Source organism: Yersinia massiliensis (assembly GCF_003048255.1).
In the GTDB taxonomy this organism is placed as follows: Bacteria; Pseudomonadota; Gammaproteobacteria; order Enterobacterales; family Enterobacteriaceae; genus Yersinia; species Yersinia massiliensis_A.
The window spans coordinates 3,152,261-3,179,124 of record NZ_CP028487.1 but is presented as its reverse complement, the minus strand read 5'-3'; the positions used below and the strand labels follow the sequence as shown (position 1 = coordinate 3,179,124).

The window sequence follows — 26,864 nt, the reverse complement described above, 5'->3', positions numbered from 1 at the left end:
TCATACCCCGTTACTTAAACGGATATTCAGTAATCCATGTTGTAATTTGTTCCAGTCTATTTCAGTCGCGTTAATGAGTTCAATTCGGCTATCGAGCGGTGGTATTTGGCGGGTCTCTATTTGCAAGTCTGCACCTTGGCGATTAACGACTAATGTGCCTTCAGCAATACGCATTACCCCTTTGACACGTTCAGCCGGATTCAATCGTACCCACTCCAATAGTGGAACCGTATCAAATATGGTATCTGCATTAAATATCCAACCGCAACTCAGATAATCTTGACCTTGATTAAGTGCTCGACGCCAAGGTTCAGTGCCTTTCAAGCTGAGTGCTGCCAACCCTTTTTTCTGCTGTGTGCCATGATGATGTGCGCCGTCGGGTAATTCATTATGATTAGTGTGTGGTATATCGAGTAAGGCCACATCAATTTTGCCTTGCTCTGCATAATACAGTGGGCGGGTGACTGGCTGCTGTTCCTGCCATTGCTGTAATGCGGTGTAATCCGCGGCGCGATAAGTATCTTGCTTATTCGCCACAATAATATCCGCAGCGGCTAATTGGTCGCGGAAATTCTCATTTTCTGTGTACCGAGCCTCACTCAATTGGCGGGCATCTAATAGACTGATTGTGGCGCGTAAATCAATCCAAGGCAGATAAGTCTCGGCAGTTAATAATGACAATATCTGTTTAGGATGACCCAATCCTGTTGGCTCGATGAGCAATCGATCGGGCTTTGCTTGTTGTAGTAGCATGTTCAGACCCACTTGCATGGGTAAACCATTAACGCAACACATGCATCCGCCCGGTATTTCTTTCAATACTGCGCCGCTTTCTGATAACAGCGCACCATCAATCCCAATCTCACCAAATTCATTGACCAGAACAGCCCATTTTTCATTTTCAGGCTTCTGCGAAAGTAAATGGCGAATCGTGGTGGTTTTACCGCACCCCAGAAAGCCGGTAATCAGGTTGGTTTTTGTCATTTTAGGCCTCCGGTATAAAAATTTTTTTTAAATAAATTATCAAGGTGATTACTATTTCCAAGGTGATAATCAGAAAGGAGATAACCCCGAGTAAACTTATTTTTGAATGAAATATACGCAAATAGAGAATATTTCCTAGGATGCGTAGGAATCCTGCCTAATCGTTATACACCGATAAGAAATATAATTCACTTCTTCGAGGTATTTTAGTGAGTTATAGACCGAGTAAGGCAATAAAAATTGCTCTAACATTCGTATTGCTCTGGCTGAAATCCTCTATCTTTAAAATGACAGATATGAGAGACGAGGTGGTTATGAGCAATTATCGGGTACAAATTATCTTAGCGATAATGTTTTCATGGATAATCTCTTTCCCTGCAAGTAGTACGCAATCCAACCTGTCAGTTTCAGGCACAATTACATTTCACGGTGCCATTGTAGACAGTCCATGTAATACGGCGGTAGTGAATCAAACGATGACAACAAGTTGTTATCGTAATGGCGAAACCCTGACTCATCGACAACCTCTTTCACGTAATATGCCTTTACTCTCACAGTTACCGGGTAATTTAGCGTCTTCTCGTTTGGAATGGCTAAATCCGCAGCGTAGCTTGGGCATAATGACAGTGAGTTACCTTTAATATTTCCAGTCGTATTATTCTCAATGGCATCAAGTCACGGCTTATCATTTCGATAAGCCGTGATAAACCTCATAATGCTGTTTGACCGCATGATATACTCACCTCATTCAAACACCCTTTTGGTCAGGCCAATTAAGCCTATCGATAATTGCCATATCGATGCTAACAGCGTGATGCAGGAAATAAGGTTATGCGGTTATATCAGGAAGTGGGCAGTCAACTGCGCGAATCCATTGTTAACGGGCAGTACAAGTTAGGCGATCGTTTACCGCCTGAGCGTGATATCGCTGAAAATTTCAGCGTCAGTCGCAGTGTAGTGCGTGAAGCACTGATTATGCTGGAGCTGGAAAAGTTGATTGAAGTGCGTAAAGGCTCCGGTGTTTACGTGGTCAATGTGCCTGATACCTTATCTGAGGGGGAATCTGCTGTTTCCGCTGACAGTGGATATGGCCCCTTTGAGCTGTTGCAAGCCCGCCAACTGTTGGAAAGTGAAGTCGCTGCGTTCGCCGCCATGCAGGCCACCAAGGCCGATATCATCAAAATGCGACATGCTATTGAGCTGGAGAAAACGGCACTGGCAGCGGGTGCTGTGGATGAGAGTGCTGATGAGTTATTTCATTGCCTGTTAGCGCAATCGACACAAAATAGCGTCCTAGCCAATATGGTTGCAGAAGCTTGGCAAGCCAGGAAAACCAGCGCGATGTGGCAGGGGGCTCACAGTCATACGATTGATTTTAGTTACCGCTGGCAATGGTTGGAAGACCACCAAAAAATTCTGCAAGCGGTATTGCGTCGCGACAGTAAAGCCGCCAAGCAAGCCATGTGGCAGCATTTGGAGAACGTTAAAATTAAGCTGTTGGCACTTTCTGATGCGGATCATCCGGATTTTGACGGGTATCTGTTTGAATCAGCGCCGAATCAATTAGAAGAGTAATGATCCCACCTCTTATCCTTTGGCGCTGTCGATGGACAACGCCAATGATTGATGGGGCGCTATCGGCTGAATAACAATTATTTAGCCGCAGTATTTAGGCATAGTAGTATTTAGCCCAAGTAGTATTCAGCCGATAGTATTCAGTCACGGTATTAAGCCTGCATTGCTAAGCGCTTAACACTCTCTTTAGCCCCAAATTTTTGCAAGCTGAGATAAGCCTCAGTGACCGCTTGAACAAATTCTTGCTGCTGTGGCAAGGATTCACCAAACAGTGATTTCAACGAGAGCAAACTCTGCACGCGCGCAATGCCATCTTCGCTGTTAGCGACGCACTTCTTAAAGCTATCAACCATAGGGTCACGGATATCAATAGATTGACCACTATCATCGACACCACTGACATAACGCATCCAACCGGCGATACCCAATGCTAGGCAACGATAGCTTCCGCCATGCTGCAGATGCCAGCGTACAGAATCCAACATCCGCTGTGGTAATTTCTGGCTACCATCCATCGCAATTTGCCATGTGCGATGTTTGAGTGCCGGATTGCAATAGCGTTCGATCAATTGGTCCGCATAAGCATTGAGATCAACACCTGTGACGCGCAAAGTGGGAGCCTGTTCTTCCATCATTAAGCGACGTGCGGTTAAACGATAGTTATCGTCAGCCATGCAATCATTAATGTGCTGATAACCCGCCAGATAACCCAAATATGAGAGATAAGAATGGCTCCCGTTGAGCATGCGCAGCTTCATTTCTTCAAAGGGTAAAACATCGTCAACTAATTGTACGCCAGCCACTTGCCAATCTGGGCGACCGGCCACAAATTTGTCTTCGACCACCCACTGAATAAACGGCTCGCAGGCGATACCACAGGGATCTGCCACGGTCAGAGCATCAGCGATTTCTTGTAAAGTTTCAGGCGTGGCAGCAGGAACAATACGATCGACCATCGTATTGGGGAAAGTCACATTTTGGCTGATCCATTGGGCTAATTCGGGGTCGCGAGCCATTGCCAATCCCATCACGGCATTTTTGACCACATGACCATTTTCCGGAATGTTATCGCAAGACAGCACGGTAAAAGGCGGCAAACCCCGTAAACGACGCAGACGCAGTGCTTCGACCAAAATTCCTGGGGCTGAGGTTGGTGCATCCGGTATGGCCAAATCGGCGCGCACAAACTCATTTTGCAGGTCTAGCTGACCCGTACCCGGTTCAATGCAATAACCTTTTTCCGTAATAGTCAGAGAAACGATGGCAACCTGTGGTTCAGCTAATTTTTCCAGCACCTGCATGATGCCATCTAACCGAGCATGCACCGACTCACAAACGGAACCGACAATAATGCCTTGATGACCTTGTGCGCCTTTCTCCAGAACAGAGAAGAGATGATCTTGTTGGCGTAAATTTTGGATCAAAACATCGCCACCAAACAGGCTGACTTCACATATCCCCCAGTCCCCCCCTTGCTTATTGAGCACTCGGTCGGTCAGGAGTGCCTGATGGGCGCGATGAAATGCACCAAAACCGATGTGAACAATACGGCTTTTCAGTGCCGTTCTATCATAAGTAGGTCGCTGTACGTTGGCGGGAAGTGTGCTGTTGGCAATGGTGTTCATGCGTTACTCCAAAATTATTCACCCCGATGATGAAGGGTTGACATAAAAAGTGGCAGATAAAAGTTATTAGACCAGTTTCAGTTGGCGATCCGTAGGAAAAAAAAGCCACAGCATACCGACCATTTTCTTTTGCTTGTTGCCATGAATATCGGCTTGCAGTGTAAAGCCATATGACAGAAAATAAAATTGGTAAGTCCAATTTTGATAATATTCGTGAGTTGGATCAACCAATGAGGTTTTGCTTTTTGACACGCAACGCATAAAGCGTAAGGATAAAGCTGAGTGATACCTCTTGGAAATCGGTATAACAACATTTTTAGCACCTGAACAGTTTACGCATACGCAGAAGGTAGAAAATAAATGGAACAAACATGGCGTTGGTATGGACCGAATGATCCGGTGTCGTTAGATGATATCCGTCAGGCGGGGGCAACCGGAGTAGTGACGGCATTACATCACATCCCAAATGGCGAAGTCTGGCCGGTAAGTGAAATTAAACAACGTCAGGCTGAATTGGCGGCGAAAGGGTTGGTATGGTCGGTAGTGGAAAGCGTGCCGATCCATGAAGAGATCAAAACCCACAGCGGCAATTATCAGCAACATATTGAAAATTACCAGCAAACCCTGCGAAACCTTGCTGCCTGCGGTATTGATACTGTGTGCTACAACTTCATGCCTGTGCTGGATTGGACACGAACGGATCTGGAATATCAATTGCCAGATGGCTCCAAAGCATTACGTTTTGATCAGATAGCTTTTGCGACCTTCGAGCTACACATCCTGAAACGCCCTGGTGCTGTCAATGATTATACGGCTGAAGAGCAAGCGCAGGCGGCAGATTATTTCGATGCCATGTCTGAGGCGGATATCGCTAAATTGACAGGCAATATCATTGCTGGGCTACCGGGCGCAGAAGAAGGTTATACGTTGGATCAATTCCGTGCACGTCTGGCGGAGTATGACGGTATCGATAAAGCGCAATTGCGGGAAAATATGGCTTATTTCTTGCGCGCAATTATCCCAGTAGCAGAACAAGTTGGGTTGCGTATGGCGGTTCACCCTGATGATCCACCGCGTCCAATTCTCGGCTTGCCGCGTATTGTTTCGACCATCGAAGATATGCAGTGGCTGAAGGAAACCGTTGATAGTATTCATAACGGTTTTACCATGTGTACCGGTTCTTACGGTGTTCGCGCGGATAATGATTTGGTGAAAATGATCGAAACCTTTGGGGATCGTATCCACTTTACCCATTTGCGCTCAACTTGCCGCGAAGGGAACCCGAAAACCTTCCATGAAGGCGGTCATTTGCAAGGCGATGTCGATATGTATTCCGTGGTTAAAGCGATTTTAACGGAAGAGCAGCGTCGTCAGACCGCCGGTGATATGCGTCCGATCCCGATGCGACCAGACCACGGGCACCAGATGCTAGATGATTTGCATAAGAAAACCAATCCAGGGTATTCAGCGATTGGTCGGTTGAAAGGGTTAGCTGAAGTGCGCGGTGTGGAGTTGGCGTTGAAGAGGGCGTTCTTCCCTGAGTTCAAATAACATCCCCGTCAGTTTTCAAATTGCCTGTGTGTTGGCTGCGTTCTCCGTAGCCAGTGCTCGGCCAATAAACTAAGGGCCGATTTCCGGCCCTTAATATCGATACAATCCCTTAATCCCTACTTAGCGAGATGAAGGGGATTACTCTGCGCGGCCCATATAACGGCGTTCCGCAATATGGATACGGATCTTCTCACCTGGGCTGATATATTCTGGCACCTGAATAGATAGACCGGTACTCATCACTGCTGGTTTGTTACGGGCGCTGGCTGATGCCCCTTTGATGCTAGGTGCTGTCTCAACAATTTCCATATCAACGGTTTGCGGCAATTCTAACGCCAGCAATTGGCCATCCATGGTTAACACTTGCATACCCGGCATACCGCCTTCAGGGATAAACAACAGTTCATCTTCGATCTGTTCTTTTTTGAAGTTATATGGCGTGTAATCTTCATCATCCATAAAGACGTATTCGTCGCCATCGATATAAGAGAAATTCACAGAACGACGCGTCAGGGTGATGGTATCGAGGATTTCATCGCCCTTAAAACGCTCTTCAACTTTTAAACCTGTACGCACATCAGAAAAACGCATTTTATACAGGGTACTTGCGCCACGGGCGCTTGGACTTTGCACATCAATATCTTTCACCAACAGCAATTTGCCGTTGAGGTTGACTGCCATACCACGTTTAATTTCGTTAGCTCTTGCCATAAAAATAACCGCCAATCAGGGTTGAAGTTAAGTTGCGACAACTTACCCGTGACAGATGATTCAGGCAAGCAGATAGCGCAAAAAAACGTAAGATTTTCGAGGCCAAATTGACCTTACGCATACACTGGCAAAAGGCCGAACAGTGCGGCAATGTGCGCGACCGCATTCACCAGACCAAACAGGATAATAAAGCCAATCATAAAGCGGCCCCCCGGTGCCCGGTAAACGGCTTTCGGGAAGCGCTGACGGCTGGCGCGTGCCATCAGTGCTGGCACGATCACCGCCCAAATGGTGGCGGCTAAGCCCGCGAAGCCAATGGCGTATAAGAAGCCGTTAGGGAACAGCAGCGCGCCAAGGGTTGGCGGTACAAAAGTGATTAACGCAGACTTAGTTCGCCCGCTGCGGTTATCAGAGAATTTGAAGAAATCAGCAATGTAATCGAACAGACCAAGGGATACCCCGAGGAACGAGCTTGCGAGTGCCATATAAGAAAACGCATTGAGTAGTTGGCTGGTGGCTTGACTGGTCGACACGCTATCCATTTGTTTTAGCAAGCTGCCGATATTGCCACCGTCAGCAATTACTTGTTTGAAAGCATCCCGAGCGATATTGCCCTGAATGGCATACTGCCATAACACATAGATAACCAATGCGATCAAGGTGCCGTACAGCAGACTACGTACCACAGCCTTGCTGTCTTTTTGATAATATTTCACCAGCCCTGGCACATTACCGTGATAGCCGAATGAGGTTAGCAAGTAGGGCAGTGCCGCCAGTGCATAAGGTAAATAATGAGCATTACTGTCAGTTTGATTAAATAGAACAGTACTTTGCACGTGGCTAAACATATCGCCGACGGACATGATAAAGGTGATAACCATACCGCCGATTAGGATCGTACTCAGGCGGTCAACAGCGCGAGTCGATAACCAAACAATAAAGGCCACCAATACGGCAAAGATAAAACCTGACTCAGTTTGGCTGATGCCCGCCACATTTTGCAGTGTATGCGTGATAATTGAGCCACCGGCAGAGATATAGGCGTATGTCAGAATATAAAGCACGAAAGTTATCGACAGCCCGTTGATTGAGCTCCACACCTTACCGAGCAAATCTTTCACCATGGTGTGAAAGCTCGCCCCAGTCGGGTAGTTCAGGTTAGCTTCCAGAATCATTAGGCCGGATATCAACATACAAGCCCACGTATAAATCAGCAGCATGACTGAACCGCTAAACCATACCCCAGCCGTCACAATTGGGATTGAAAACATTCCCGCGCCCACGGCAGTGCCTGCGATAATCATCGCGCCACCAAGAACGGAAGGTCGTGCTAACGGTTGGGATAAATCCATCGACATCTTTTCTCCAAATTCCCTTTATCTTTGCGGTGGGAATCAATTTTGTTGGGAATTAATAATTGTGTTGGGAATAACGAATAGTGATAGTAGTTCTTTCGTACTAGCTTAATGGTACAATATGCCGCTAATACTGTAAACAGCTGAATATACTTTCGCTGATTAATTAACCAGTGATTCATTTGGCTCTTTAGCCTTTACTTGATGATATATCGGCTAGAACGATTTGGGTTTGGTTGATAAATAAACGGAAATGAAAAGGGGGCAGTGGAAGCGCGCGAATAAGAATGCTCAATACGACACAGTTCAATAATAGTACTGGTAGTGACGTCGGGCGATTGCTATGGTCCGCACTCATACCACCGGCCTACAGGAGCTTGCTGATGGAATGTCGTTCAGATTGCGGTGCTTGCTGTATTGCTCCTTCGATTTCCAGCCCGATCCCCGGTATGCCTTTTGGCAAGCCAGCGAATACCCGTTGCCTGCATTTGGATGACGATATGCGCTGTGCTATTTTTCACTCCCCCGCACGCCCAGCTGTCTGTGCCAGCCTACAAGCCTTGCGTGAGATGTGTTTTGATACTCGCGAGCAGGCGCTAGTGTACCTCATTGAGTTGGAGGCTGAGACTGCGCCTTAACCGATGGCCAGTTATACCGATTTAAGATGCGTCGTCAGCACGATAAAACTGCTGATTAAGCCATAAATCAATCGCGTTGCGGCTGGCTTCAAAGTGCGGTTCCGGTAATTCATGTGGGTTGCACCAAACCCATTGCTGACATTTCTCGGGTTCCTTCAGCTCAGGCTGCCCACTGGTATGCTGCGCCAGTAAGCAAACTGAAACGGTATGTTTACCCTCTTCACGCCAAGTAGCGATATTATTGCAAAGCGCAATAACCTTTATCTTATTGATATCTAATCCTGTTTCTTCGAAAACTTCGCGTATCGCCGCTTGTTCAAACGACTCGCCAACCTCCATGTGACCACCTGGAATCGACCAATAAGGCGCATGCTGACTGCAGCGCTTACCGAGCAAAATATCACCTTGTTGATTCACAATGATGACCCCTACACCGACCATAACTGACATCGTGTTCATTCCTTATGGATGACTGTCAGCAAGCATCAGCGGATGTGGCTGATTAACTGCTGACATAAACCTATTCACGGTAAAAATGTGCTGAACATCAAAAATTCATCAAGAATAAAAGCAGAAAACTTGCATATATTCTTAGTCGGAAACACACTCCTTGAAACGTTTCAGCGTTATCTCGTCACCAAATGATAAAGGGTAACGCGCTTTTTTCTCATTAAAGCTGAAACGATTCAACTTCAGCAAGAGAGGAGATATATGTTCCAGTTATCGACGAAAGATATCCATCTGGCTGCTCACGCAGACAGCAAAAACGAGGCTATCACTCAGGTGGCGGCTGCACTGACTCAAGCGGGTTGCGTAGAGGCGGCATATGTTGATGGTATGCTGGCACGCGAGCAGCAAACATCCACCTATCTGGGCAATGGCATTGCTATTCCACATGGTACCACCGATACTCGCGATTTGGTGCTGAACACCGGTGTGCAGGTCTTCCAATTCCCGCAGGGTATTGCGTGGGGTGAGGATCAAACGGCTTATATTGTTATCGGCATTGCTGCCCGTTCTGATGAACATTTGGCCTTGCTACGTCAGTTAACTCACGTCTTGAGCGATGATGCGATTGCTGCCCAACTGGCAAAAACCACCTCTGCTGAAGAGTTGCGCAGTTTGCTGATGGGCGAGAAAAAATCGGCTGAATTCCACTTCGACACTTCGCTCATTGCCCTCGATGTTGCTGCTGACAACCTGATCACGCTGCAAGCGTTGAACGCGGGCCGTTTACAGCAAATTGGTGCAGTTGATGCGCGTTTTGTTAGCGATGTGATCACCCGCGAACCTCTAAATCTGGGGCAGGGTATTTGGCTGAGTGACAGCACCGAAGGTAATTTGGTGAGCGCGGCGACGGTAAGCCGCCCTACCAGTGCATTTGAACATCAAGGCGAGAAAGTGGCTCTGCTACTGACGCTCTCTATGGTTGATGATCAGCCGTTCTCAGTGCTGAACTACCTCAGTGATTTGCTGTTGGCGAAAAAAGCTGATGTTTTGCTGAACGCAGATGCTGCTGCATTGTTGGCACTGTTAACCAGCGAGTATGTCGAACAAAAAGAGTTATTAAGCGCTGAATTTGTCATCCGTAATGAGCACGGGTTACATGCGCGACCAGGGACGATTTTAGTCAATACAATCAAACAGTTTACCAGTGAAATCACCGTAACCAATTTGGACGGCACCGGTAAACCCGCTAATGGACGTAGTCTGATGAAAGTTGTGGCTTTAGGGGTTAAAAAAGGAAATCGCCTGCGCTTTACCGCCAGTGGCGAAGATGCGCAGGCTGCACTGGATGCGATTGGTGAAGCGATTGCCGCAGGTTTGGGTGAGGGGGCGGTATGAGCAGAAGAGTCGCAACCATCACGCTAAACCCTGCGTATGATTTGGTGGGTTTTTGCCCTGAAATCGAACGTGGTGAAGTCAACTTGGTCAAAACCGCTGGCCTGCATGCTGCCGGTAAAGGGATCAATGTTGCCAAGGTGCTGAAGGACTTGGGCATTGATGTCACCGTCGGTGGTTTCTTGGGGAAAGATAACCAAGATGGCTTCCAACTGCTCTTTAGCGAGCTGGGTATTGCCAACCGTTTTCAGGTGGTGCCAGGTCGTACCCGTATCAACGTCAAACTGACTGAAAAAGATGGCGAAGTTACTGACTTTAACTTCTCCGGTTTTGAAGTTACCAAGCCTGATTGGGATCGCTTTGTTAACGACTCACTGAGTTGGTTAGGTCAATTCGACATGGTCGCGGTCAGCGGCAGTTTGCCCGCTGGCGTCAATCCCGATGATTTCACTGACTGGATGAAACGCCTACGTTCTCAATGCCCGTGCATCATCTTCGACAGTAGCCGTGAAGCGTTGGTGGCTGGGCTGAAAGCCTCGCCTTGGCTGGTGAAACCAAACCGTCGTGAGTTAGAAATCTGGGCTGGTCGTCCATTACCTGAGTTGAGTGATGTGGTTGAAGCCGCACACGCTCTGCGTGACGAAGGGATCGCCCACGTGGTGATTTCTCTCGGTGCAGAAGGGGCTCTGTGGGTTAACGCCTCCGGTGCTTGGCTGGCAAAACCACCTGCTTGTGAAGTGGTCAGTACTGTCGGTGCAGGTGACTCTATGGTGGGTGGCCTTATCTACGGATTATTAATGCGTGAGTCCAGCGAGCATACGCTGCGTCTGGCGACAGCTGTCGCTGCTTTGGCCGTTAGTCAGAGTAATGTGGGTATTACGGATCGCCCGCAGTTAGCCGCCATGATGGCAAAAGTCGATCTGAAACCCTTTAATTAATATCCGGAGGCGAAATGAAAACGCTACTAATAATAGACAGTTCGCTCGGGCAGGCCAGAGGCCACCTCGCGACACTGATGTTGGGCGCTGCGGCGGCAAAAGCAGGACTGAGCTGGGTTGAAAACGCAGCTGATGCAGAGTTGGTGATTGTCGCTGGGCAATCTGTCCCTGCTGACAGCGCGCTGAACGGCAAAAAACTCTATCTCGGTGATGTCGAAAAAGCCGTACGTGATCCGGATGCTTTCTTAGCGCAAGCCATTGCGCAGGCTAAACCGTACCAAGCCGCAGTGACGGCATCTGCGCCAGTTGCAGCAGCGCAGGGCCCAAAACGTATCGTGGCAATTACCGCCTGTCCAACAGGGGTAGCGCACACCTTTATGGCCGCTGAAGCCATTGAAAGTGAAGCGAAAAAACGTGGCTGGTGGGTGAAGGTTGAAACTCGCGGTTCCGTGGGGGCAGGTAATGCAATCACGCCAGAAGAAGTGGCTGCGGCAGATTTGGTTATCGTGGCGGCTGATATCGAAGTGGATCTCGATAAGTTTGCTGGCAAGCCAATGTACCGCACGACGACTGGTCTGGCATTGAAGAAAACCGTGCAGGAATTAGACAAGGCACTGGTGGAAGCTGAAGTGTATCAGCCAAAAACAGGCAGCAGCGCGGGGACTGGCACCAAGAAAACAGAAACTGGCGGCCCATATCGTCACCTGTTGACCGGTGTTTCTTACATGTTACCGATGGTGGTTGCGGGGGGCTTGTGTATCGCACTCTCCTTCGTATTCGGTATCAAAGCGTTTGAAGTCAAAGGCACATTGGCTGCGGCCTTGATGCAAATCGGCGGCGGTTCTGCCTTTGCTCTGATGGTGCCTGTGTTGGCCGGCTTTATTGCGTTCTCTATTGCCGACCGCCCAGGTTTAACGCCAGGGTTAATTGGCGGTATGTTAGCGGTCAGCACCGGTGCGGGTTTCCTTGGCGGTATCATTGCCGGTTTCCTCGCGGGTTATGTTGCGAAAGCCATCAGCACTAAGCTGCAATTACCGCAAAGTATGGAAGCACTCAAACCGATACTGATTATTCCGCTGGTTGCGAGCTTAATTGTGGGTTTGGTGATGATTTATGTGGTCGGTACGCCGGTGGCAAAAATCATGACTGGCCTGACGAATTGGCTGCAATCTATGGGCACCGCAAATGCGGTACTGTTGGGCGCAATCCTCGGTGCGATGATGTGTACTGACATGGGTGGGCCAGTTAACAAAGCGGCCTATGCTTTTGGTGTGGCGCTGCTGAGTTCTTCGGTTTATGCACCAATGGCGGCCATCATGGCGGCGGGGATGGTTCCACCGCTGGCAATGGGTCTGGCAACATTATTGGCCCGTCACAAGTTCGATAAAGGTGAGCAAGAAGGGGGCAAAGCGGCGCTGGTTCTGGGCTTATGCTTTATCTCTGAAGGGGCGATTCCTTTTGCCGCTCGTGACCCAATGCGTGTCTTGCCGTGCTGTATCGCGGGTGGCGCACTGACTGGCGCACTCTCCATGGCATTCGGTGCGCAACTGATGGCACCTCATGGCGGCTTGTTCGTGCTGCTTATCCCAGGGGCGATTCATCCTGTGCTGTTATATCTGGTGGCTATCATCGCCGGAACAGTATTAGCAGGCGGTGCTTACGCGATGCTGAAACGTCCTGATGCGGTCGTGGCTAAAGCGGCGTAATACTGATTTGATTTGTTATGCATGACTCGATTTTTTAAACAGGGATCGATTAGTGTAAAAATAAAAAACCGGCCTCAAGTGCCGGTTTTTTTAATGGGGCGCTTCTTATTCTGCTTGTGACTTCTATTCCGTCTGCGACTTCAACCAAGCAATTTCTTCGGCCCAGATATCTGGATTGACGGTTTCTAGGATGAGCGGGATATTATCGAAACGCGCATCGCGCATAATATAGCTGAACACGGTTTTACCGATATTCCCTTCACCGAGGCTGTGATGGCGATCCACTCGGCTATTAAATTCACTTTTCGCATCATTGAGATGCATACCGCGTAAATACTGGAAACCGACAATTTCACCGAGCTGCTTGAAGGTGTGCTCGCAATCGGCCTCAGTACGCAAATCATAGCCAGCAGCGAAAGCGTGGCAGGTATCAATACACACGCCGACACGGCTTTTATCTTCCACGCCGTCAATGATGGCGGCCAGATGTTCAAACTTAAAGCCCAGATTACTCCCTTGGCCGGCAGTATTTTCGATCACCGCCGTGACACCTTCACTGGCATCTAATGCGATATTGATTGATTCGGCAATCCGCGCTAAACACTTATCCACATCGATTTGCAGTAAATGGCTGCCGGGGTGGAAGTTCAGTAATGACAACCCCAGTTGTTGGCAGCGGAGCATTTCATCAATAAAGGCTTCACGAGATTTCTCTAGCGCTTCAGTGACCGGATGACCCAAGTTAATCAGATAGCTGTCGTGAGGCAAAATTTGAGCCGATGTGTAGCCATATTGCTCACAAGCTTGCTTAAACTTCTCTATGACACTTTCTGTCAACGGGGCTGCGTGCCATTGGCGCTGATTCTTGGTAAACAAGGCAAAGGCGGTTGCCTTGATCTCATGCGCTCGAATTACCGCCTGATCGACTCCCCCCGCGGCACTAACGTGTGCTCCGACAAATTTCATTCCATTCTCCTCTGATGACCGAATCATTATGGCATTGATAGCGACATGATTGAATGGTGGAAAGGGTAGGAAAAGAAAAGGGCCGCTGGTGCGACCCTTGATTGATTTATTCTATGCAGCCATTAATTTGTACCGTCATCTGGCTATGCTGCAAAATGTTGTACCACTAAGTTGATTCCTGTACCGCCCACCAACAACCAGATAAATAGCAGCAGTGCGAGTAATATCGGCTTAACCCCAGCCTGACGAATAGAGCCGATATGCGTGGTGAGCCCTAATGCGACCATTGCCATGGCCAATAAAATGGTATCAAGCGTAATTAAATGGCTCACCCATGCAGCAGGCAGCAGATTCAGTGAGTTAAACCCAGCGACCAGAATAAATACCACCGCAAACCAAGGAATGGTGATGGCACTTTTTTCTCGTTTTGTTGCATTGCTTTTCACGCGGCTACGGCCCAAATAAGCGGAAAGCAACAGCAAGAAAGGTGCTAGCATCATCACGCGGATCATTTTAGTAATGACCGCAGCATTTTCAGCATCAGGGCCAATGGCATGACCCGCAGCGACCACTTGTGCCACTTCATGAATTGTCGAGCCGGCAAAGATACCGAAGGTTTCCTGACCAAACGGCAGCCATTGATAATGCAGGTTTAACTGATACAGCCATGGGTAGACAAAAATGGCTAATGTCCCGAAAATCACCACGGTTGCGACGGCCACGGCGACTTTGCTGGCGTCGGCTTTCAGTACTGGTTCTGTGGCCATAATGGCGGCGGCACCGCAAATACTACTGCCAGCACCAATTAACATCACGGTTTGCTGATCCAAACCAAAGACACGTTTACCTAGCCAACAGGCTAAGATAAAGGTGGAACTTAATGTTAAAATATCAATCATAATACCTGTGGCACCGACATCCGCCACTTGCTGAAAGGTGAGTCGGAAACCGTACAAAATGATCCCTAACCGGAGCAAATGTTGTTTGGCCAGTAAGACGCCATCCGAGCAAACGGGTTGTACCCAAGGGTACAAAGTATTGCCAACGATAATGCCGAAGATAATGGCCAATGTCAGCGCACCCAAACCCATATTGATAAACCACGGCATATCACCCACTGTCAGTGCCAACCCAGTAATCACACCGGTTAACACCAAGCCCGGAAGGTAGCGGGGCAGGGTGAACTGTTGTGGTCGAGGGAGTTCTTTAGTATGAGACGTTGCCATGTTGATATCCTATTGCCTGTGAAGATTGCGCATAGTTTAACGACTTTGGCAATAATAGATAAATTCATTATATATTTATAATCAATCGATATAAGTGGTAAGGGAGGGAAGTCATGCAGGCCGCATGATAAGGATGAAACTGATTAAGTTTATCACAATGGAAATGTGTAACGGATGATGGCACCTGTCACCCTATAAAGAGGGATTCTTGATATGAAAAAAGTAAAACATGAAAAGTCGTTGTGGGTGATATTGACGATTACTGCATTTATTTATTTGCTTATCCCACCTTATTTGATGGCTTATTTTTTTATGTCATTTAATTTGACGCCTTTTAATATTGCTTCTTTGCCGCATTTTAATCCGTTTAAGGTTGAACGCGGTATCCCTTTATCCCAAACTTTCGCTTATCTGTTAGTTATATGGTTGATTGTAAACATAGTTATCAGTGCATTCGCTGCTTTTGTATATTATATCTTCTTTCAATCAAATGAAAACGAATAGGCTGCTTCACACTTAATTTCATTTCCCTATGACCTCCCGCTTTTGCTCAAAGGTGTTAATCTTATACGGTCATTGAGGCTATTTTCTTTTCTGTCAGTTATTGTATTTGCAACGGATATATGAGTTCAGTTGCATCCTGCAACTGACCAGTAAAGTCATGATAGCGTCCTTCATTTTTTACTACAGAGACCGTTATGCACATAACCTTACGTCAACTTGAAGTCTTTACTGAGGTGCTGAAAAGCGGCTCGACGACCCAAGCCTCGGTTGTGCTCGCGCTTTCACAATCTGCAGTCAGCGCTGCGTTGGCGGATTTGGAAGGGCAATTAGGGGTGCAACTGTTTGATAGGGTCGGTAAGCGCTTAGTCACTAATGAACATGGGCGTTTGCTCTATCCCAAAGCCTTGGCGTTAATTGATCAAACGATTGAAATAGAACAACTTTTCCTGAATGACTTGGGTGCGCTGCGTATTGCAGCCAGTAGCACTATCGGCAACTATATGTTACCGGGCATGATTGCCAAATATCGGCGCGATTTTCCTGGTACGCCGCTCGAACTGAATATTGGTAACAGTCAGGACGTCATCGAGGCGGTGGCTGATTTTCGCGATGATATGGGGCTGATTGAAGGGCCTTGCCATATGCCGGAGTTGAAGACACAGGCATGGTTGCAAGATGAATTAGTGGTTTTTGCCGCGCCTGATAACCCGCTCTGCCATAAAATGCTCACACTTGATGCACTCGCTGGCGCGGATTGGATCCTACGTGAACGCGGATCGGGTACGCGGGAGGTGTTGGATCATCTGCTATTGGCAAAATTGCCGCACTTTAAATTGGTCATGGAGTTGGGCAATTCGGAAGCCATTAAGCGCGCAGTGCGCTATGGCATGGGCATTAGTTGTCTGTCGAGAAGGGTGATTGCCGATCAACTGGCGAGTGGGGAACTGGTTGAACTGAAAATCCCATTACCCACATTGGTTCGTACTTTGTATTTGATTCATCATCGGCAAAAACACATCTCTAATGCCTTACAGCGGTTCCTGAGTTATTGCCAAGAAGACAATTGAACTGTGTGGGTAAACCGAAAACGAGTGATACGTGTAGCGCGCTGGATTTCAGGTGTTTTACACCAATGCTGTGGGTTATTGCGGCAGATAAAACCTGCGGAAAACTATTTTTGCTGGCAATTGCGCTTTTGCTAATAATAGCGCTGGGATCATGAAGGTATCTTATATCAGCGCATTGTTACTATCCGAGTCGGTGGGATTTGTTACAATCCCGCCTTATTTTTTAAGGGTGGATTAGGGTAATAATGACTCAGCAAAATACTAAAACCCAAGTGCCGCAAGGCGCACAGCGTTTGCGACGAGAGCTTAAATCGCGGCATCTGGCCATGATTGCTATCGGCGGATCTATTGGTACAGGTTTGTTTGTTGCTTCAGGGGCAACCGTATCGCAAGCAGGCCCAGGGGGCGCATTGCTCTCCTATGCATTAATTGGCCTGATGGTTTACTTCTTGATGACCAGCCTCGGCGAATTGGCGGCATTTATGCCCGTCTCTGGCTCGTTTTCAACTTATGGTTCCAAATATGTTGAGGAGGGCTTCGGTTTTGCCCTTGGTTGGAACTACTGGTACAACTGGGCGGTCACCATCGCCGTTGACTTAGTCGCCGCACAATTAGTCATGAACTACTGGTTCCCTGACACCCCCGGTTGGATCTGGAGTGCGCTATTCCTCGCCTTGATGTTCTTACTGAACTACATCTCAGTCAAAGGCTTTGGTGAAGCAGAATATTGGTTCTCGCTAATTAAAGTGGTGACAGTGGTCATCTTCATCATTGTCGGTGTGATGATGATAAGTGGCATCATGAAAGGGGGGGAAAGTGCAGGCTGGCACAATTGGACGATAGGTGATGCCCCGTTTGCCGGTGGTTTCTCCGCCATGATTGGTGTGGCAATGATTGTCGGTTTCTCGTTCCAAGGCACAGAGCTGATTGGTATTGCGGCCGGTGAATCAAAGGATCCGGGCAAGAATATTCCCCGTGCTGTGCGTAAAGTGTTCTGGCGTATTCTGCTGTTCTATATCTTCGCTATCTTGATTATCAGCCTGATTATCCCGTATACCGACCCAAGTCTGTTACGCAATGACGTGAAAGATATTAGTGTGAGCCCGTTCACTTTAGTGTTCCAGAATGCGGGCTTGTTGTCTGCGGCGGCAGTCATGAATGCGGTTATTCTAACGGCGGTATTATCTGCCGGTAACTCTGGCATGTATGCCTCTACCCGTATGCTGTTTACTTTGGCCTCTGAGGGCAAAGCACCACGTATTTTTGCCAAGTTATCTAAAGGCGGTGTACCACGTAATGCGTTATATGCCACAACCGTGGTCGCGGGTCTATGCTTCCTGAGTTCCATGTTTGGTAACCAAACCGTTTATCTGTGGCTGCTAAACACGTCAGGTATGACCGGCTTTATCGCGTGGCTGGGTATTGCCATCAGCCACTATCGTTTCCGCCGTGGTTATATGTCACAAGGCCGCGATTTGAACGAATTGCCGTATCAGTCTGGCTTCTTCCCTCTGGGGCCAATCTTTGCCTTCGTACTGTGCCTAATCATTACCTTGGGGCAGAATTATCAGGCATTCCTGCAAGATCGCATTGATTGGTATGGCGTGACAGCAACTTACATTGGCATTCCATTGTTCCTAGTGATTTGGTTCGGCTATAAGCTGACCCGTGGCACTAAGGTTATCAAATATAACGAAATGGAATTCCCGAAATGGCGGGATGAAAGTGAAGAGCCTCAAGCGGCGAAAAAAGCCGTGTTGATTTCTGACTAGTCAGTCTTGCCGCTAAATTCAGTCCTCGTGACAGAAGGGCGATAAAGATAGAAGGGCGATAATAATATCGCCCTTTTTTATTGCCGTAATCTACTTGATTTGTAAGAAATAATTGACCGCCATTAGTGATGATTAGACAAAAAATTTCGCCAAATGAGTCCCACTCCTGCCAAAAGAATCGCCTCCTGATCGTTCAAGCTGATTAAATCACATTATAAAATATAGGGTTACACACATTAATGCCAAATGAATAACATCAATCATATTGATAATTATTATCATTTGTTTTATTGTTAGCGCCACATTGAATATCAGCAGCAAAGCAGCACGAGTATCACTGTAGCCAGCATGACCAAAACAACCGGTCAGATGAGTATGAATACTCTTGGGCGCGTGAGGAATACTCTGTGTCAATGCTTGCTTATCAAGGGAATGGGGCATGTCACTGCGGGTTTATCGCAAGGGGCACGGTGAGGCTGAATGGATTAATGATGTAACCATAATATTTTTATGGATACCTCGGCAGTAATCGGATTCACATAATAATAATGAAGCATCAAGCCGTCATAGCCTAAAGCGCTATTTCTGCTGCGGTGAGCTATTGCCAAAATTTATAAAAGTTAACTTTCATCTGCCCGCCAGGCGGCAAGGTGCTTTGCCCGATATCGTTCTTTGCCAGATATCGCTATATGCCGCAACAACCTGACGGAAAGGCGTTGAGTCAATTTATACCTCATGGAGAACGTATAATGCTTTTTAGGAAAACAAAATCTGCGGCACTGGTGATAGCTGCAATTTGCTCGTCTCAGGCCTATGCTGCCGAAACGAATAATAAGACCGCAACGACCACGACAGATACGATGGTGGTCACGGCAACAGGCTTCCAACAACGTATTCAAGACTCTGCGGCCTCTATTTCAGTGGTGACCCGCGAGCAAATTGAGAATAAGGCGTATCGCGATATTACCGATGCACTGCAAGACGTCCCTGGCGTCGTTGTCACAGGTGGCGGGAGCCACAGTGATATCAGTATTCGTGGGATGTCGGCAAAATACACATTGATTCTGGTAGATGGCAAACGCGTTGATACTCGCGGCACTCGACCAAATAGTGATGGCTCCGGTATTGAACAAGGCTGGCTGCCTCCTTTAGCCGCTATCGAACGTATCGAAGTGGTGCGTGGCCCAATGTCATCGTTATATGGCTCGGACGCGATGGGCGGGGTGATTAACGTCATTACCCGTAAAGTCGGTAAAGAATGGCATGGAACAGTCCGCGCTGATGCCACGTTGCAGGAAGATTCCAAATCTGGCGATATATTCCAGACCAATGCTTACGCTTCCGGCCCATTAATCGATGGCTTATTGGGGCTAAAAGTCAGCGGCCTGCTTTCTCATCGTAGCGAAGATAAAATCGTCGACGGTTATAATGAACAGCGCCTAAGAAATGGTGCAGCGACATTTACTTTAACGCCAGATGATCAAAACGAATTTGATTTTGATATCGGCCATTATGTACAAGACCGAAACTCCACTGCGGGACGTTCAATTCCCATAGCGAGTACGAGCAGTGATGTGCAATATGATCGCAATAATTATGCGATTACTCACCACGGTTATTATGACTTTGGTAATTCCACCAGTTATGTTCAACGCGATGAAACGCGAAATCCATCTCGCAATATGAAAAGCGTGGATAATGTCTTTAATACTCAAACATCATTCTTATTGGATAATCACACCCTGATTCTGGGCGGACAATATCGCTATGAAGAATTGAATGACAAGGGTAACCAATTAGCTTCAGCCAAAGATTTGACCAAATTAACCCGTTGGAGTTGGGCGTTATTTGCTGAGGATGAATGGCAGATGACCAACGACTTCGCCCTAACGGGTGGTGTACGTATGGATCAGGATGAAAACTACGGAACACATTGGACGCCACGTTTATACGGTGTTTGGCATTTAGCCGAGCAGTGGACATTAAAAGGTGGGGTATCGGGGGGGTATCGTTCACCTGATTTGCGTCAAGCCACAGAAAACTGGGGGCAAATCACCGGTGGTCGTGGCGATCCGGCGATCATTATTGGTAATGCTAACCTGAAACCAGAAAGAAGTATCAGCCAGGAAATTGGTATTCTCTGGGATGATCAGGAAGGTATGAATGCGGGCCTGACGCTATTTAATACTGATTTTAAAGATAAAATTACTGAGGTTCGCCGTTGTACTGACAGCACTGGTAATGCATCTGGTCAATGTATGATTAATGGCACTGCTTATAAATTTATCAGTGACCGTACCAACGTGGATAAAGCCATCACTCGTGGTGTAGAAGCTACATTTGATTGGGAAATCAACAAAGCGTGGTCAGTAACCTCCAACTATACCTTCACGCAATCTGAGCAGAAAAGTGGTCAATTCTCCGGTCAGCCGCTGAATCAAATGCCTAAGCACATGCTGAATGGCACACTGAACTGGCAGACAAGTGAAGAACTGGCGACGTGGATCCGTGCTAATTATCGAGGCAAAACCTCCGAATACCTCAACCGCACCAGTATTGGCGCAAGTACGCCGTCCTATACCTTTGTGGATTTGGGGGCTAACTATCAGCTAACGAAAGAATTCCGCTTGATGGGGGGCGTCTATAACGTGTTGGATAAGCGCGTCAATGTCGAAGTTAACGATAAAGTACTCGACGGCCGCCGTTACATGATTGGTGCAAGTTACGATTTCTAATCACCGTTCTCGATTTGTCGCTGTTTAAGGCGTAATGGCGTCGGCACAAGTGATTAGGTAAGAGCCAAAAAGGGTGGCTGATGATGTCAGTCACCCTTGTTCATTTAGATGATGATCAACTGATGCCAATCGCAATCACTTTCTGGAATGCGGCTCTTTGTGTCAGGCTGTGATACCAGCGTTGCAAATGCGGCAGTTCGGGGCGAACGATCGGCATATTGAACCAAGCGTATGCAAAACACCCGAGCGGAATATCACCGATACCGAATTTATCCCCAGAAAAGTAAGGTTGATCCTTGATGGCGCTGTCAGCAATGGTCATTAATGCATTCAGCTGCTCAACACCTTCAGCAATTTTGGCTTTATCTTGCTGATCTGGCGGCGTTCGCACTAAACCGATAAATGCTGCTTTAAACGGAACACTCATGCCTGAGGTGACCCAATCCATCCACTTTTCAGCACTGGCCCGCGCACGTGTGTCAGACAGATACAAGGTGTCTTCCCCATATTTAGCGGCTAAATAGCGCACGATGGTATTGGATTCCCACAGGATGAAATCCTCCTCTTGTAGGCAAGGAATCAAGCCATTTGGGTTTAATGAGCGGTAAAGGGGTTCATTCAACTTGCCATATTGGCCACCGACATCAATACGCTCGTAGCTGACGTTCAATTCTTCTAAACACCAAAGCACTTTTTTGACATTGGTCGAATTGTTCCGACCCCATACAGTGACCATATTTATCCCTCTATTGACATGAAATATTATCTATTTTTGCGCGCGGCCAATGGTGAATATCCCAATCATGTAGAATCGCCAAATCCACCAATTCATTACCGGGGTTAATGACGGCGGCATGATCGACATATTCCAATAACGGCTTATCATTAATCGAATCGCTGTAGCCATAGGAGTGTTGGAAGGCGAGCTCGGGCGATGCCGATAACCATTGTTTTAACCTTTCGACTTTACCTTCGCGATAAGTCAAGGTGCCGTAGGTTTTGCCGGTATAGCGTTCATCTTCCACTGAAACACCGATAGCGAGTGCCGCATTGGCAGAGAAATGCTGCGCGATGGGCGTCACCAAATGCTCACCAGTCGCTGAGATGATCACGATGTAATCGCCCCGTTGGCGGTGCCAATCGAGCAGTTTTTGAGCTTGCGGATAAATGCGCGGCAGAATATCGCTTTCAATAAAACGCTCAACCCAGCTTGCTACTTCAGCCGTCTGCCGTCCCACCAATGGAGATAAAGTCGATTCCATATAACAGGACATCGACAACTCCCCACGATAATACTGCTTCATTAAATACTGCTCTTGTTCTGCCAGTTCGATGGGGGCATGCCCTTTATCGACCAGCCAGCGCATCCATAGGCCGGAGCTATCGTCGCTGATTAGCGTCTCATCAAGATCAAACAAGGCCAAATCCATTAAGCCACCTCCTGATAAAGAGAAAGATTGAAGTGATACTTAATAGTGCGTGTGCTGGACATGACAAACTCCCCAACGGAATAAAGGGCTTTAGTAGCTAACCTAATACTTTCTACCTAAACATGGAAGAGGGTCAGCATATCCGCCAAATAAGACAGCTTAATGATCATGGCGGGTGAGCCCGCTGTTAATGATGAAAGACATAACATAGAACGGATTGATATTGGTGAGTTGCGGAGTTTAGGTGTTAATTATTTATATCGTTTAGATATAGATTGTTAAGTATCTAGTCGAGAACGCTCTTAAAACTGTTTGGTTTACGCTCAATAAAAAAGAGCGGATTGATGCGGTTTGCTGCTAAAGCCTGATGGCTAAAGAAAGAGTGTTGTCGTCTGTCTGCTTTCACCCCCACAGCTCAGGAGCTGATTATGCTGATTATTCGTTTGTATGGTTGTCCAGTTTTCATTGGTTCGGAGCAAAAAAAACAGCCAAGTGAACATTCTGGAGTGAAAAATGAGCCACCAAAATTTAAGCCATCCATCCTTAGTTAGTCACCCTCCATTCGTTGCGCCATCTGCCGCGAATGTCGCCTCTACACACTCGTTACCTTTATTGGATCTCGCATTGCTCAATGGCAGTGAAACAGATCGCCAGGCTTTTTTAGCCGACTTACGCCATGCGGCACGGGATATTGGTTTTTTCTATCTCACTGGACATGGTATCGACCCCACGTTATTAGAACAAATTCAAACACTGTCACGTCAATTCTTCGCGCTACCTGATGAAGAGAAACTGGCGGTTGCTATGGTGAATTCACCTCATTTTCGTGGCTATAACCGCGCCGCCGCCGAGCTCACTCGTGGTCAACCTGATTGGCGCGAGCAGTTTGATATTGGTGCGGAAAGAACCCCCTTACCACAAACATTAGAGACGCCACGTTGGGCGCAACTGCAAGGCCCGAATCAATGGCCAGCGGCATTGCCTGAGTTGAAACCCGCGTTACTGCAATGGCAGCGTGAAATGACGGGTATGGCGCTGCGCTTATTACGTGCATTCGCACTGGCATTGGATCTGGATGAAAACGCCTTCGATGAACTGTATGGCGATAAACCTAACGAGCATATCAAACTGATTCGTTATCCAGGGCGCGAAACGACCCAAAGCGGGCAGGGCGTTGGTGCTCACAAAGACTCCGGCTTCCTGAGCTTCTTACTGCAAGACAAACAGCGTGGTTTACAGGTTGAAGTGGAAGAAGGCCGTTGGATTGATGCGGTACCCCAACCAGGCACTTTTGTGGTCAATATCGGCGAGCTGCTTGAACTGGCCAGTAACGGTTACTTACGCGCCACAGTGCATCGAGTGGAAACACCGCCAGCCGGTACTGACCGCCTGTCTATCGCCTTTTTCCTCGGCGCGCGTTTGGATGCGGTGGTGCCCTTGTACCAATTGCCCGCAGCAATCGCCGCAGAGGCACGTGGCCCAGCCAGCGACCCACAAAATCCCCTGTTCCGTGATGTAGGGCTAAATTATCTCAAAGGACGACTACGGTCGCATCCTGATGTCGCGAGTCGTCATTACCCTGGTGTGATTGCCTCATCAGAAACTACTAGCACAACTTATTGATATTAAATTATAAAAACTTATTTTTAGGATAATGATGATGACAACAACACGTATTTCAGGTTTGGTTCGTACAGCTTTGTTCACCGCACTGGCATCGACTTTTGCTTTATCAGCACAAGCTGCTGACGCATTGCGCGTTGCCGCAGATCCGGTTCCTCATGCGGAAATTCTGCAATTTGTCCAAAAGCTCGACCCATCACTGAATCTAAAAGTGATTGAGATTCCGAATGGTGTTAACTCAAATGAATTGTTGGCCCACGGTGATGTTGACGCCAACTACTTCCAGCATGTTCCTTATTTGCACTCGCAAGAGCAGGCACTGGGGCAGAAGTTTGCTGTCGCCGCAACAGTGCATATCGAGCCGCTGGGGGTGTATTCCCACAAACACAAAACGTTCGCAGAGGTGCCGGAAAAAGGGACGGTAGCGGTGCCGAATAACGTCACTAATCTTAGCCGTGCACTCTATTTATTGCAGCAGCAGGGATTGATCACACTCAAACCGGGCTTTACTGATCCGGCTAAGAATCAGGCGACGCCGAAGGATATTGCGAGTAATCCCAAACAGCTGAAAATTCTGGAAATCGAATCACCACAAATCCCGCGTTCTTTGGATGATGTTGATTTAGCGGTGATTAATGGCAACTACGCATTAGAAGCAGGTCTGAATCCGGCAAAAGATGCTTTGGGGTTGGAAAAAGCGGCGGGTAACCCTTACGCCAATATTCTGGTGACCACGCCAGCGTTGGCAAAGGACCCACGCATCATTCAATTGGCGAAAGATTTGCAATCACCGGAAGTGGCGAAATTTATCACTGAAAAATACGCCGGTTCTGTTATTCCAGTGGCAGGCAATAAATCATGATTAGCATCGAACGCCTGAGTAAAACCTATCCGCAAGGTGGGCTGCTAATGGTGGCCCTGACGGAGGTGTCGCTCGCGATCCCCACCGGCTCGGTGTTCGGTATTATTGGCCGCAGCGGAGCGGGCAAAAGCACCTTAATCCGTTGTTTGAATCTCTTGGAGCGGCCCACTTCGGGCCGTATTCAGGTGGATGGTCGTGAGTTAACTACCCTGACTGATCGTGAGCTACGTTTACAACGGCAGAAGATTGGCATGATTTTCCAGAATTTTCATTTGCTGCATTCGCGCAATGTGTCGGACAACATCGCGGTCGGCTTGGAAATCATTGGTATGCCAAAGCTGCAACGTCAACAACGTGTCGCAGAGCTATTGGATTTAGTCGGACTGAGTGATAAAGCCCTGGCTTTTCCGTCACAGTTATCCGGTGGGCAAAAACAGCGAGTGGGCATTGCGAGGGCGCTGGCGGCGAAACCGGCTTACTTATTATCTGATGAAGCCACCAGTGCATTGGACCCCGAAACAACGGCCTCAATATTAGCGTTACTGCGTGATATCAATCGCCAACTGGGGTTGACCATTGTGCTAATTACTCATGAATTGGATGTGGTGAAGTCTATTTGTGATCACGCGGCACTGCTTGAGCGTGGCCGCGTCGTGGAGACGGGCGTGATTGCGGATTTACTCGCGTCGCCTGATTCGCGTTTGGGGCGTTCATTATTACCGACACGGGGGCCAGCGTCGGTATCAGGCACCCCCGTTGCGGAGTTAACCTTCTTTGATACTTTAGCGGCCTCGCCAGTGCTGAGTGAGTTAGCGCAGCAGCATGCAGTGGGGGTCACATTGTTGGGAGGTGGGGTGGAGTCTATTGGTGGCCATCGGGTTGGGCGTTTACAAGTTGATTTCAGCCACCCAGACGGCGGGTTAAATTTGGCTGAGATATTACAGTTTCTTAATGAGCGTGGCGTGAGGGCGGAACTGATATGAGCAGCGGCATGAGTTGGCAGGACCTGCTGGCATTGGTGACGAATGCCACCGGTGAAACGATTTATATGGTGGTGATCGCCACCTTTTTTACTGTTTTGATTGGGCTACCGCTTGGGGTGTTGTTATTTGTTTCGCGCCCTGAAGGTGTGCTCCCAGCACCACGGTTGAATACGTTGATCGGTACCATTGTCAATCTGGGCCGATCAATGCCCTTCGTGGTGCTGCTGATTGCTTTAATTCCGATTACACGTTGGATTATCGGCACCACATTGGGCAGCACTGCGGCGATAGTCCCTATCACGTTGGGGGCTATTCCCTTTTTTGCTCGTGTCGTGGAAGCAGCGTTAGATGAAGTGGACAAAGGGCGGATTGAAGCCATTTTATCGATGGGTGGTTCAGCCAGACATGTGATTCAGAAAGTGTTGTTGCCGGAAGCCTTGCCGGCATTATTGGCCGGCATTACCTTAACCGTTGTGATGCTGGTGGGCTTCTCCTCCATGGCGGGCGTGATCGGCGGTGGCGGGCTAGGTGATTTGGCGATTCGTTATGGTTATCAAAGATTCAATAATGAAGTGATGGTTGCCACACTCATTATATTGGTAATTTTGGTGCAAGGCGTGCAAAGCCTCGGCGATAAATGGGTGAGGTCGCTGGCACATCGGCGCTAAAGTTATTCTGGTTATCTGTTGTTTCCCCTCATTCTTCAGCTTATTCACACTGATTCGCCTTTTAATTCTTGACGCTCCTTTTTTTACCTATCAAAATGATAGG

At 47.9% G+C, this 26,864-nt stretch carries 25 protein-coding genes; 15 read left to right on the top strand and 10 right to left on the bottom strand.

Features of this window, described 5'->3' with window-relative positions:
* On the bottom strand, nt 1-984 hold the full coding sequence (locus DA391_RS14860) for a CobW family GTP-binding protein (RefSeq protein WP_050081381.1): 984 nt from the start codon (nt 982-984) through the stop codon (nt 1-3).
* 314 nt (nt 985-1,298) lie between these two features.
* Between DA391_RS14860 and DA391_RS24650 the strand changes: the two genes are divergently transcribed.
* Together DA391_RS24650 and DA391_RS14850 are read left to right on the top strand one after the other, a co-directional pair.
* Nucleotides 1,299-1,625, top strand: a complete 327-nt coding sequence (locus DA391_RS24650) for a hypothetical protein (protein ID WP_050081382.1) — start codon at nt 1,299-1,301, stop codon at nt 1,623-1,625.
* A 190-nt stretch (nt 1,626-1,815) separates the two neighbouring features.
* Entirely contained in the window at nt 1,816-2,559 is a 744-nt protein-coding gene (locus tag DA391_RS14850; RefSeq protein ID WP_019209420.1) for a GntR family transcriptional regulator, read from the top strand.
* 152 nt (nt 2,560-2,711) lie between these two features.
* On the opposite strand, the gene DA391_RS14845 is transcribed toward DA391_RS14850, so the two are convergent.
* Nucleotides 2,712-4,184, bottom strand: coding sequence for a mannitol dehydrogenase family protein (locus tag DA391_RS14845; protein ID WP_050081383.1), 1,473 nt, complete (start codon nt 4,182-4,184; stop codon nt 2,712-2,714).
* 66 nt (nt 4,185-4,250) lie between these two features.
* Nucleotides 4,251-4,436, bottom strand: coding sequence for a hypothetical protein (locus tag DA391_RS24525; protein WP_050081483.1), 186 nt, complete (start codon nt 4,434-4,436; stop codon nt 4,251-4,253).
* Between the two features lie 108 nt (nt 4,437-4,544).
* Here DA391_RS24525 and uxuA point away from each other — a divergent pair, with 108 nt between their 5' ends.
* On the top strand, nt 4,545-5,735 hold the full coding sequence (uxuA, locus tag DA391_RS14835) for a mannonate dehydratase (RefSeq protein WP_019209423.1): 1,191 nt from the start codon (nt 4,545-4,547) through the stop codon (nt 5,733-5,735).
* A gap of 138 nt (nt 5,736-5,873) precedes the next feature.
* Here the strand turns inward: uxuA and yeiP are convergent, their stop codons facing one another.
* A complete protein-coding gene (yeiP, locus tag DA391_RS14830; protein WP_019209424.1) occupies nt 5,874-6,446 on the bottom strand; it encodes an elongation factor P-like protein YeiP in 573 nt (190 codons plus the stop codon).
* 113 nt (nt 6,447-6,559) lie between these two features.
* Complete coding sequence (gene mtr, locus DA391_RS14825) at nt 6,560-7,804, bottom strand: tryptophan permease (RefSeq protein ID WP_108087916.1); 1,245 nt, start codon at nt 7,802-7,804, stop codon at nt 6,560-6,562.
* Between the two features lie 380 nt (nt 7,805-8,184).
* On the opposite strand from mtr, the gene DA391_RS14820 reads away from it, so the two are divergent.
* Nucleotides 8,185-8,439 (top strand): YkgJ family cysteine cluster protein, encoded by a 255-nt coding sequence (locus DA391_RS14820; RefSeq protein WP_049605453.1) that lies wholly within the window; start codon nt 8,185-8,187, stop codon nt 8,437-8,439.
* Nucleotides 8,440-8,460: 21 nt separating this feature from the next.
* On the opposite strand, the gene DA391_RS14815 is transcribed toward DA391_RS14820, so the two are convergent.
* A complete protein-coding gene (locus tag DA391_RS14815; protein ID WP_050081386.1) occupies nt 8,461-8,889 on the bottom strand; it encodes a nucleotide triphosphate diphosphatase NUDT15 in 429 nt (142 codons plus the stop codon).
* Between the two features lie 261 nt (nt 8,890-9,150).
* Between DA391_RS14815 and fruB the strand changes: the two genes are divergently transcribed.
* The 3 genes from fruB to fruA are packed head-to-tail and all read left to right on the top strand — an operon-like array spanning nt 9,151 to nt 12,925.
* Nucleotides 9,151-10,284 (top strand): fused PTS fructose transporter subunit IIA/HPr protein, encoded by a 1,134-nt coding sequence (fruB, locus tag DA391_RS14810; protein WP_108087915.1) that lies wholly within the window; start codon nt 9,151-9,153, stop codon nt 10,282-10,284.
* Nucleotides 10,281-11,219: a 1-phosphofructokinase gene (gene fruK / locus DA391_RS14805; protein ID WP_019209429.1), complete on the top strand. Its 939-nt coding sequence runs from the start codon at nt 10,281-10,283 to the stop codon at nt 11,217-11,219. Before fruB ends, fruK begins: the two co-directional genes overlap by 4 nt.
* Nucleotides 11,220-11,233: 14 nt before the next feature.
* Nucleotides 11,234-12,925 (top strand): PTS fructose transporter subunit IIBC, encoded by a 1,692-nt coding sequence (gene fruA / locus DA391_RS14800; RefSeq protein ID WP_050081388.1) that lies wholly within the window; start codon nt 11,234-11,236, stop codon nt 12,923-12,925.
* Between the two features lie 123 nt (nt 12,926-13,048).
* Here the strand turns inward: fruA and nfo are convergent, their stop codons facing one another.
* Nucleotides 13,049-13,891 carry a deoxyribonuclease IV gene (gene nfo / locus DA391_RS14795; protein WP_050081389.1) on the bottom strand — a complete coding sequence of 281 codons (843 nt, stop codon included), beginning with the start codon at nt 13,889-13,891 and terminating at the stop codon, nt 13,049-13,051.
* 143 nt (nt 13,892-14,034) lie between these two features.
* Nucleotides 14,035-15,117 carry a YeiH family protein gene (locus DA391_RS14790; RefSeq protein WP_050081390.1) on the bottom strand — a complete coding sequence of 361 codons (1,083 nt, stop codon included), beginning with the start codon at nt 15,115-15,117 and terminating at the stop codon, nt 14,035-14,037.
* Nucleotides 15,118-15,330: 213 nt separating this feature from the next.
* On the opposite strand from DA391_RS14790, the gene DA391_RS14785 reads away from it, so the two are divergent.
* The 4 genes from DA391_RS14785 to DA391_RS14770 all read left to right on the top strand — a co-directional run bounded on the left by DA391_RS14785 (nt 15,331) and on the right by DA391_RS14770 (nt 21,195).
* Nucleotides 15,331-15,621, top strand: a complete 291-nt coding sequence (locus DA391_RS14785) for a hypothetical protein (protein ID WP_050081391.1) — start codon at nt 15,331-15,333, stop codon at nt 15,619-15,621.
* 194 nt (nt 15,622-15,815) lie between these two features.
* Nucleotides 15,816-16,688, top strand: coding sequence for a DNA-binding transcriptional regulator YeiE (gene yieE, locus DA391_RS14780; RefSeq protein ID WP_019209434.1), 873 nt, complete (start codon nt 15,816-15,818; stop codon nt 16,686-16,688).
* Between the two features lie 245 nt (nt 16,689-16,933).
* A complete protein-coding gene (locus tag DA391_RS14775) occupies nt 16,934-18,460 on the top strand; it encodes an amino acid permease (protein WP_050081392.1) in 1,527 nt (508 codons plus the stop codon).
* 749 nt (nt 18,461-19,209) lie between these two features.
* Nucleotides 19,210-21,195 carry a ligand-gated channel protein gene (locus DA391_RS14770; protein WP_050286860.1) on the top strand — a complete coding sequence of 662 codons (1,986 nt, stop codon included), beginning with the start codon at nt 19,210-19,212 and terminating at the stop codon, nt 21,193-21,195.
* Between the two features lie 115 nt (nt 21,196-21,310).
* Here the strand turns inward: DA391_RS14770 and DA391_RS14765 are convergent, their stop codons facing one another.
* Both DA391_RS14765 and DA391_RS14760 read right to left on the bottom strand, forming a co-directional pair.
* On the bottom strand, nt 21,311-21,931 hold the full coding sequence (locus tag DA391_RS14765) for a glutathione S-transferase (RefSeq protein WP_050081394.1): 621 nt from the start codon (nt 21,929-21,931) through the stop codon (nt 21,311-21,313).
* Between the two features lie 10 nt (nt 21,932-21,941).
* On the bottom strand, nt 21,942-22,625 hold the full coding sequence (locus tag DA391_RS14760; protein WP_050286862.1) for an HAD family hydrolase: 684 nt from the start codon (nt 22,623-22,625) through the stop codon (nt 21,942-21,944).
* A 513-nt stretch (nt 22,626-23,138) separates the two neighbouring features.
* Here DA391_RS14760 and DA391_RS14755 point away from each other — a divergent pair.
* From DA391_RS14755 to DA391_RS14740, 4 genes are read left to right on the top strand one after another with little or no spacing between them, the layout of a single operon-like run.
* The gene (locus tag DA391_RS14755) at nt 23,139-24,248 is read left to right on the top strand and encodes an isopenicillin N synthase family dioxygenase (protein ID WP_050286864.1); all 1,110 of its coding nucleotides are present in this window, start codon (nt 23,139-23,141) and stop codon (nt 24,246-24,248) included.
* Nucleotides 24,249-24,285: 37 nt separating this feature from the next.
* Nucleotides 24,286-25,110: a MetQ/NlpA family ABC transporter substrate-binding protein gene (locus DA391_RS14750; RefSeq protein WP_042806360.1), complete on the top strand. Its 825-nt coding sequence runs from the start codon at nt 24,286-24,288 to the stop codon at nt 25,108-25,110.
* Nucleotides 25,107-26,093 (top strand): methionine ABC transporter ATP-binding protein, encoded by a 987-nt coding sequence (locus DA391_RS14745; protein WP_108087914.1) that lies wholly within the window; start codon nt 25,107-25,109, stop codon nt 26,091-26,093. The genes DA391_RS14750 and DA391_RS14745 overlap by 4 nt, the downstream gene beginning before the upstream one ends.
* Complete coding sequence (locus DA391_RS14740) at nt 26,090-26,761, top strand: methionine ABC transporter permease (RefSeq protein WP_098904384.1); 672 nt, start codon at nt 26,090-26,092, stop codon at nt 26,759-26,761. Before DA391_RS14745 ends, DA391_RS14740 begins: the two co-directional genes overlap by 4 nt.
* The last annotated feature ends 103 nt before the right edge of the window (nt 26,762-26,864 follow it).

Bases quoted from the DNA above. Each gene is read 5' to 3' on its own strand.
- DA391_RS14860 (WP_050081381.1), bottom strand. From the start codon at position 984: ATGACAAAAACCAACCTGATTACCGGCTTTCTGGGGTGCGGTAAAACC.
- DA391_RS24650 (WP_050081382.1), top strand. From the start codon at position 1,299: ATGAGCAATTATCGGGTACAAATTATCTTAGCGATAATGTTTTCATGG.
- DA391_RS14850 (WP_019209420.1), top strand. From the start codon at position 1,816: ATGCGGTTATATCAGGAAGTGGGCAGTCAACTGCGCGAATCCATTGTT.
- DA391_RS14845 (WP_050081383.1), bottom strand. From the start codon at position 4,184: ATGAACACCATTGCCAACAGCACACTTCCCGCCAACGTACAGCGACCT.
- uxuA (WP_019209423.1), top strand. From the start codon at position 4,545: ATGGAACAAACATGGCGTTGGTATGGACCGAATGATCCGGTGTCGTTA.
- yeiP (WP_019209424.1), bottom strand. From the start codon at position 6,446: ATGGCAAGAGCTAACGAAATTAAACGTGGTATGGCAGTCAACCTCAAC.
- mtr (WP_108087916.1), bottom strand. From the start codon at position 7,804: ATGTCGATGGATTTATCCCAACCGTTAGCACGACCTTCCGTTCTTGGT.
- DA391_RS14820 (WP_049605453.1), top strand. From the start codon at position 8,185: ATGGAATGTCGTTCAGATTGCGGTGCTTGCTGTATTGCTCCTTCGATT.
- DA391_RS14815 (WP_050081386.1), bottom strand. From the start codon at position 8,889: ATGTCAGTTATGGTCGGTGTAGGGGTCATCATTGTGAATCAACAAGGT.
- fruB (WP_108087915.1), top strand. From the start codon at position 9,151: ATGTTCCAGTTATCGACGAAAGATATCCATCTGGCTGCTCACGCAGAC.
- fruK (WP_019209429.1), top strand. From the start codon at position 10,281: ATGAGCAGAAGAGTCGCAACCATCACGCTAAACCCTGCGTATGATTTG.
- fruA (WP_050081388.1), top strand. From the start codon at position 11,234: ATGAAAACGCTACTAATAATAGACAGTTCGCTCGGGCAGGCCAGAGGC.
- nfo (WP_050081389.1), bottom strand. From the start codon at position 13,891: ATGAAATTTGTCGGAGCACACGTTAGTGCCGCGGGGGGAGTCGATCAG.
- DA391_RS14790 (WP_050081390.1), bottom strand. From the start codon at position 15,117: ATGGCAACGTCTCATACTAAAGAACTCCCTCGACCACAACAGTTCACC.
- DA391_RS14785 (WP_050081391.1), top strand. From the start codon at position 15,331: ATGAAAAAAGTAAAACATGAAAAGTCGTTGTGGGTGATATTGACGATT.
- yieE (WP_019209434.1), top strand. From the start codon at position 15,816: ATGCACATAACCTTACGTCAACTTGAAGTCTTTACTGAGGTGCTGAAA.
- DA391_RS14775 (WP_050081392.1), top strand. From the start codon at position 16,934: ATGACTCAGCAAAATACTAAAACCCAAGTGCCGCAAGGCGCACAGCGT.
- DA391_RS14770 (WP_050286860.1), top strand. From the start codon at position 19,210: ATGCTTTTTAGGAAAACAAAATCTGCGGCACTGGTGATAGCTGCAATT.
- DA391_RS14765 (WP_050081394.1), bottom strand. From the start codon at position 21,931: ATGGTCACTGTATGGGGTCGGAACAATTCGACCAATGTCAAAAAAGTG.
- DA391_RS14760 (WP_050286862.1), bottom strand. From the start codon at position 22,625: ATGGATTTGGCCTTGTTTGATCTTGATGAGACGCTAATCAGCGACGAT.
- DA391_RS14755 (WP_050286864.1), top strand. From the start codon at position 23,139: ATGAGCCACCAAAATTTAAGCCATCCATCCTTAGTTAGTCACCCTCCA.
- DA391_RS14750 (WP_042806360.1), top strand. From the start codon at position 24,286: ATGACAACAACACGTATTTCAGGTTTGGTTCGTACAGCTTTGTTCACC.
- DA391_RS14745 (WP_108087914.1), top strand. From the start codon at position 25,107: ATGATTAGCATCGAACGCCTGAGTAAAACCTATCCGCAAGGTGGGCTG.
- DA391_RS14740 (WP_098904384.1), top strand. From the start codon at position 26,090: ATGAGCAGCGGCATGAGTTGGCAGGACCTGCTGGCATTGGTGACGAAT.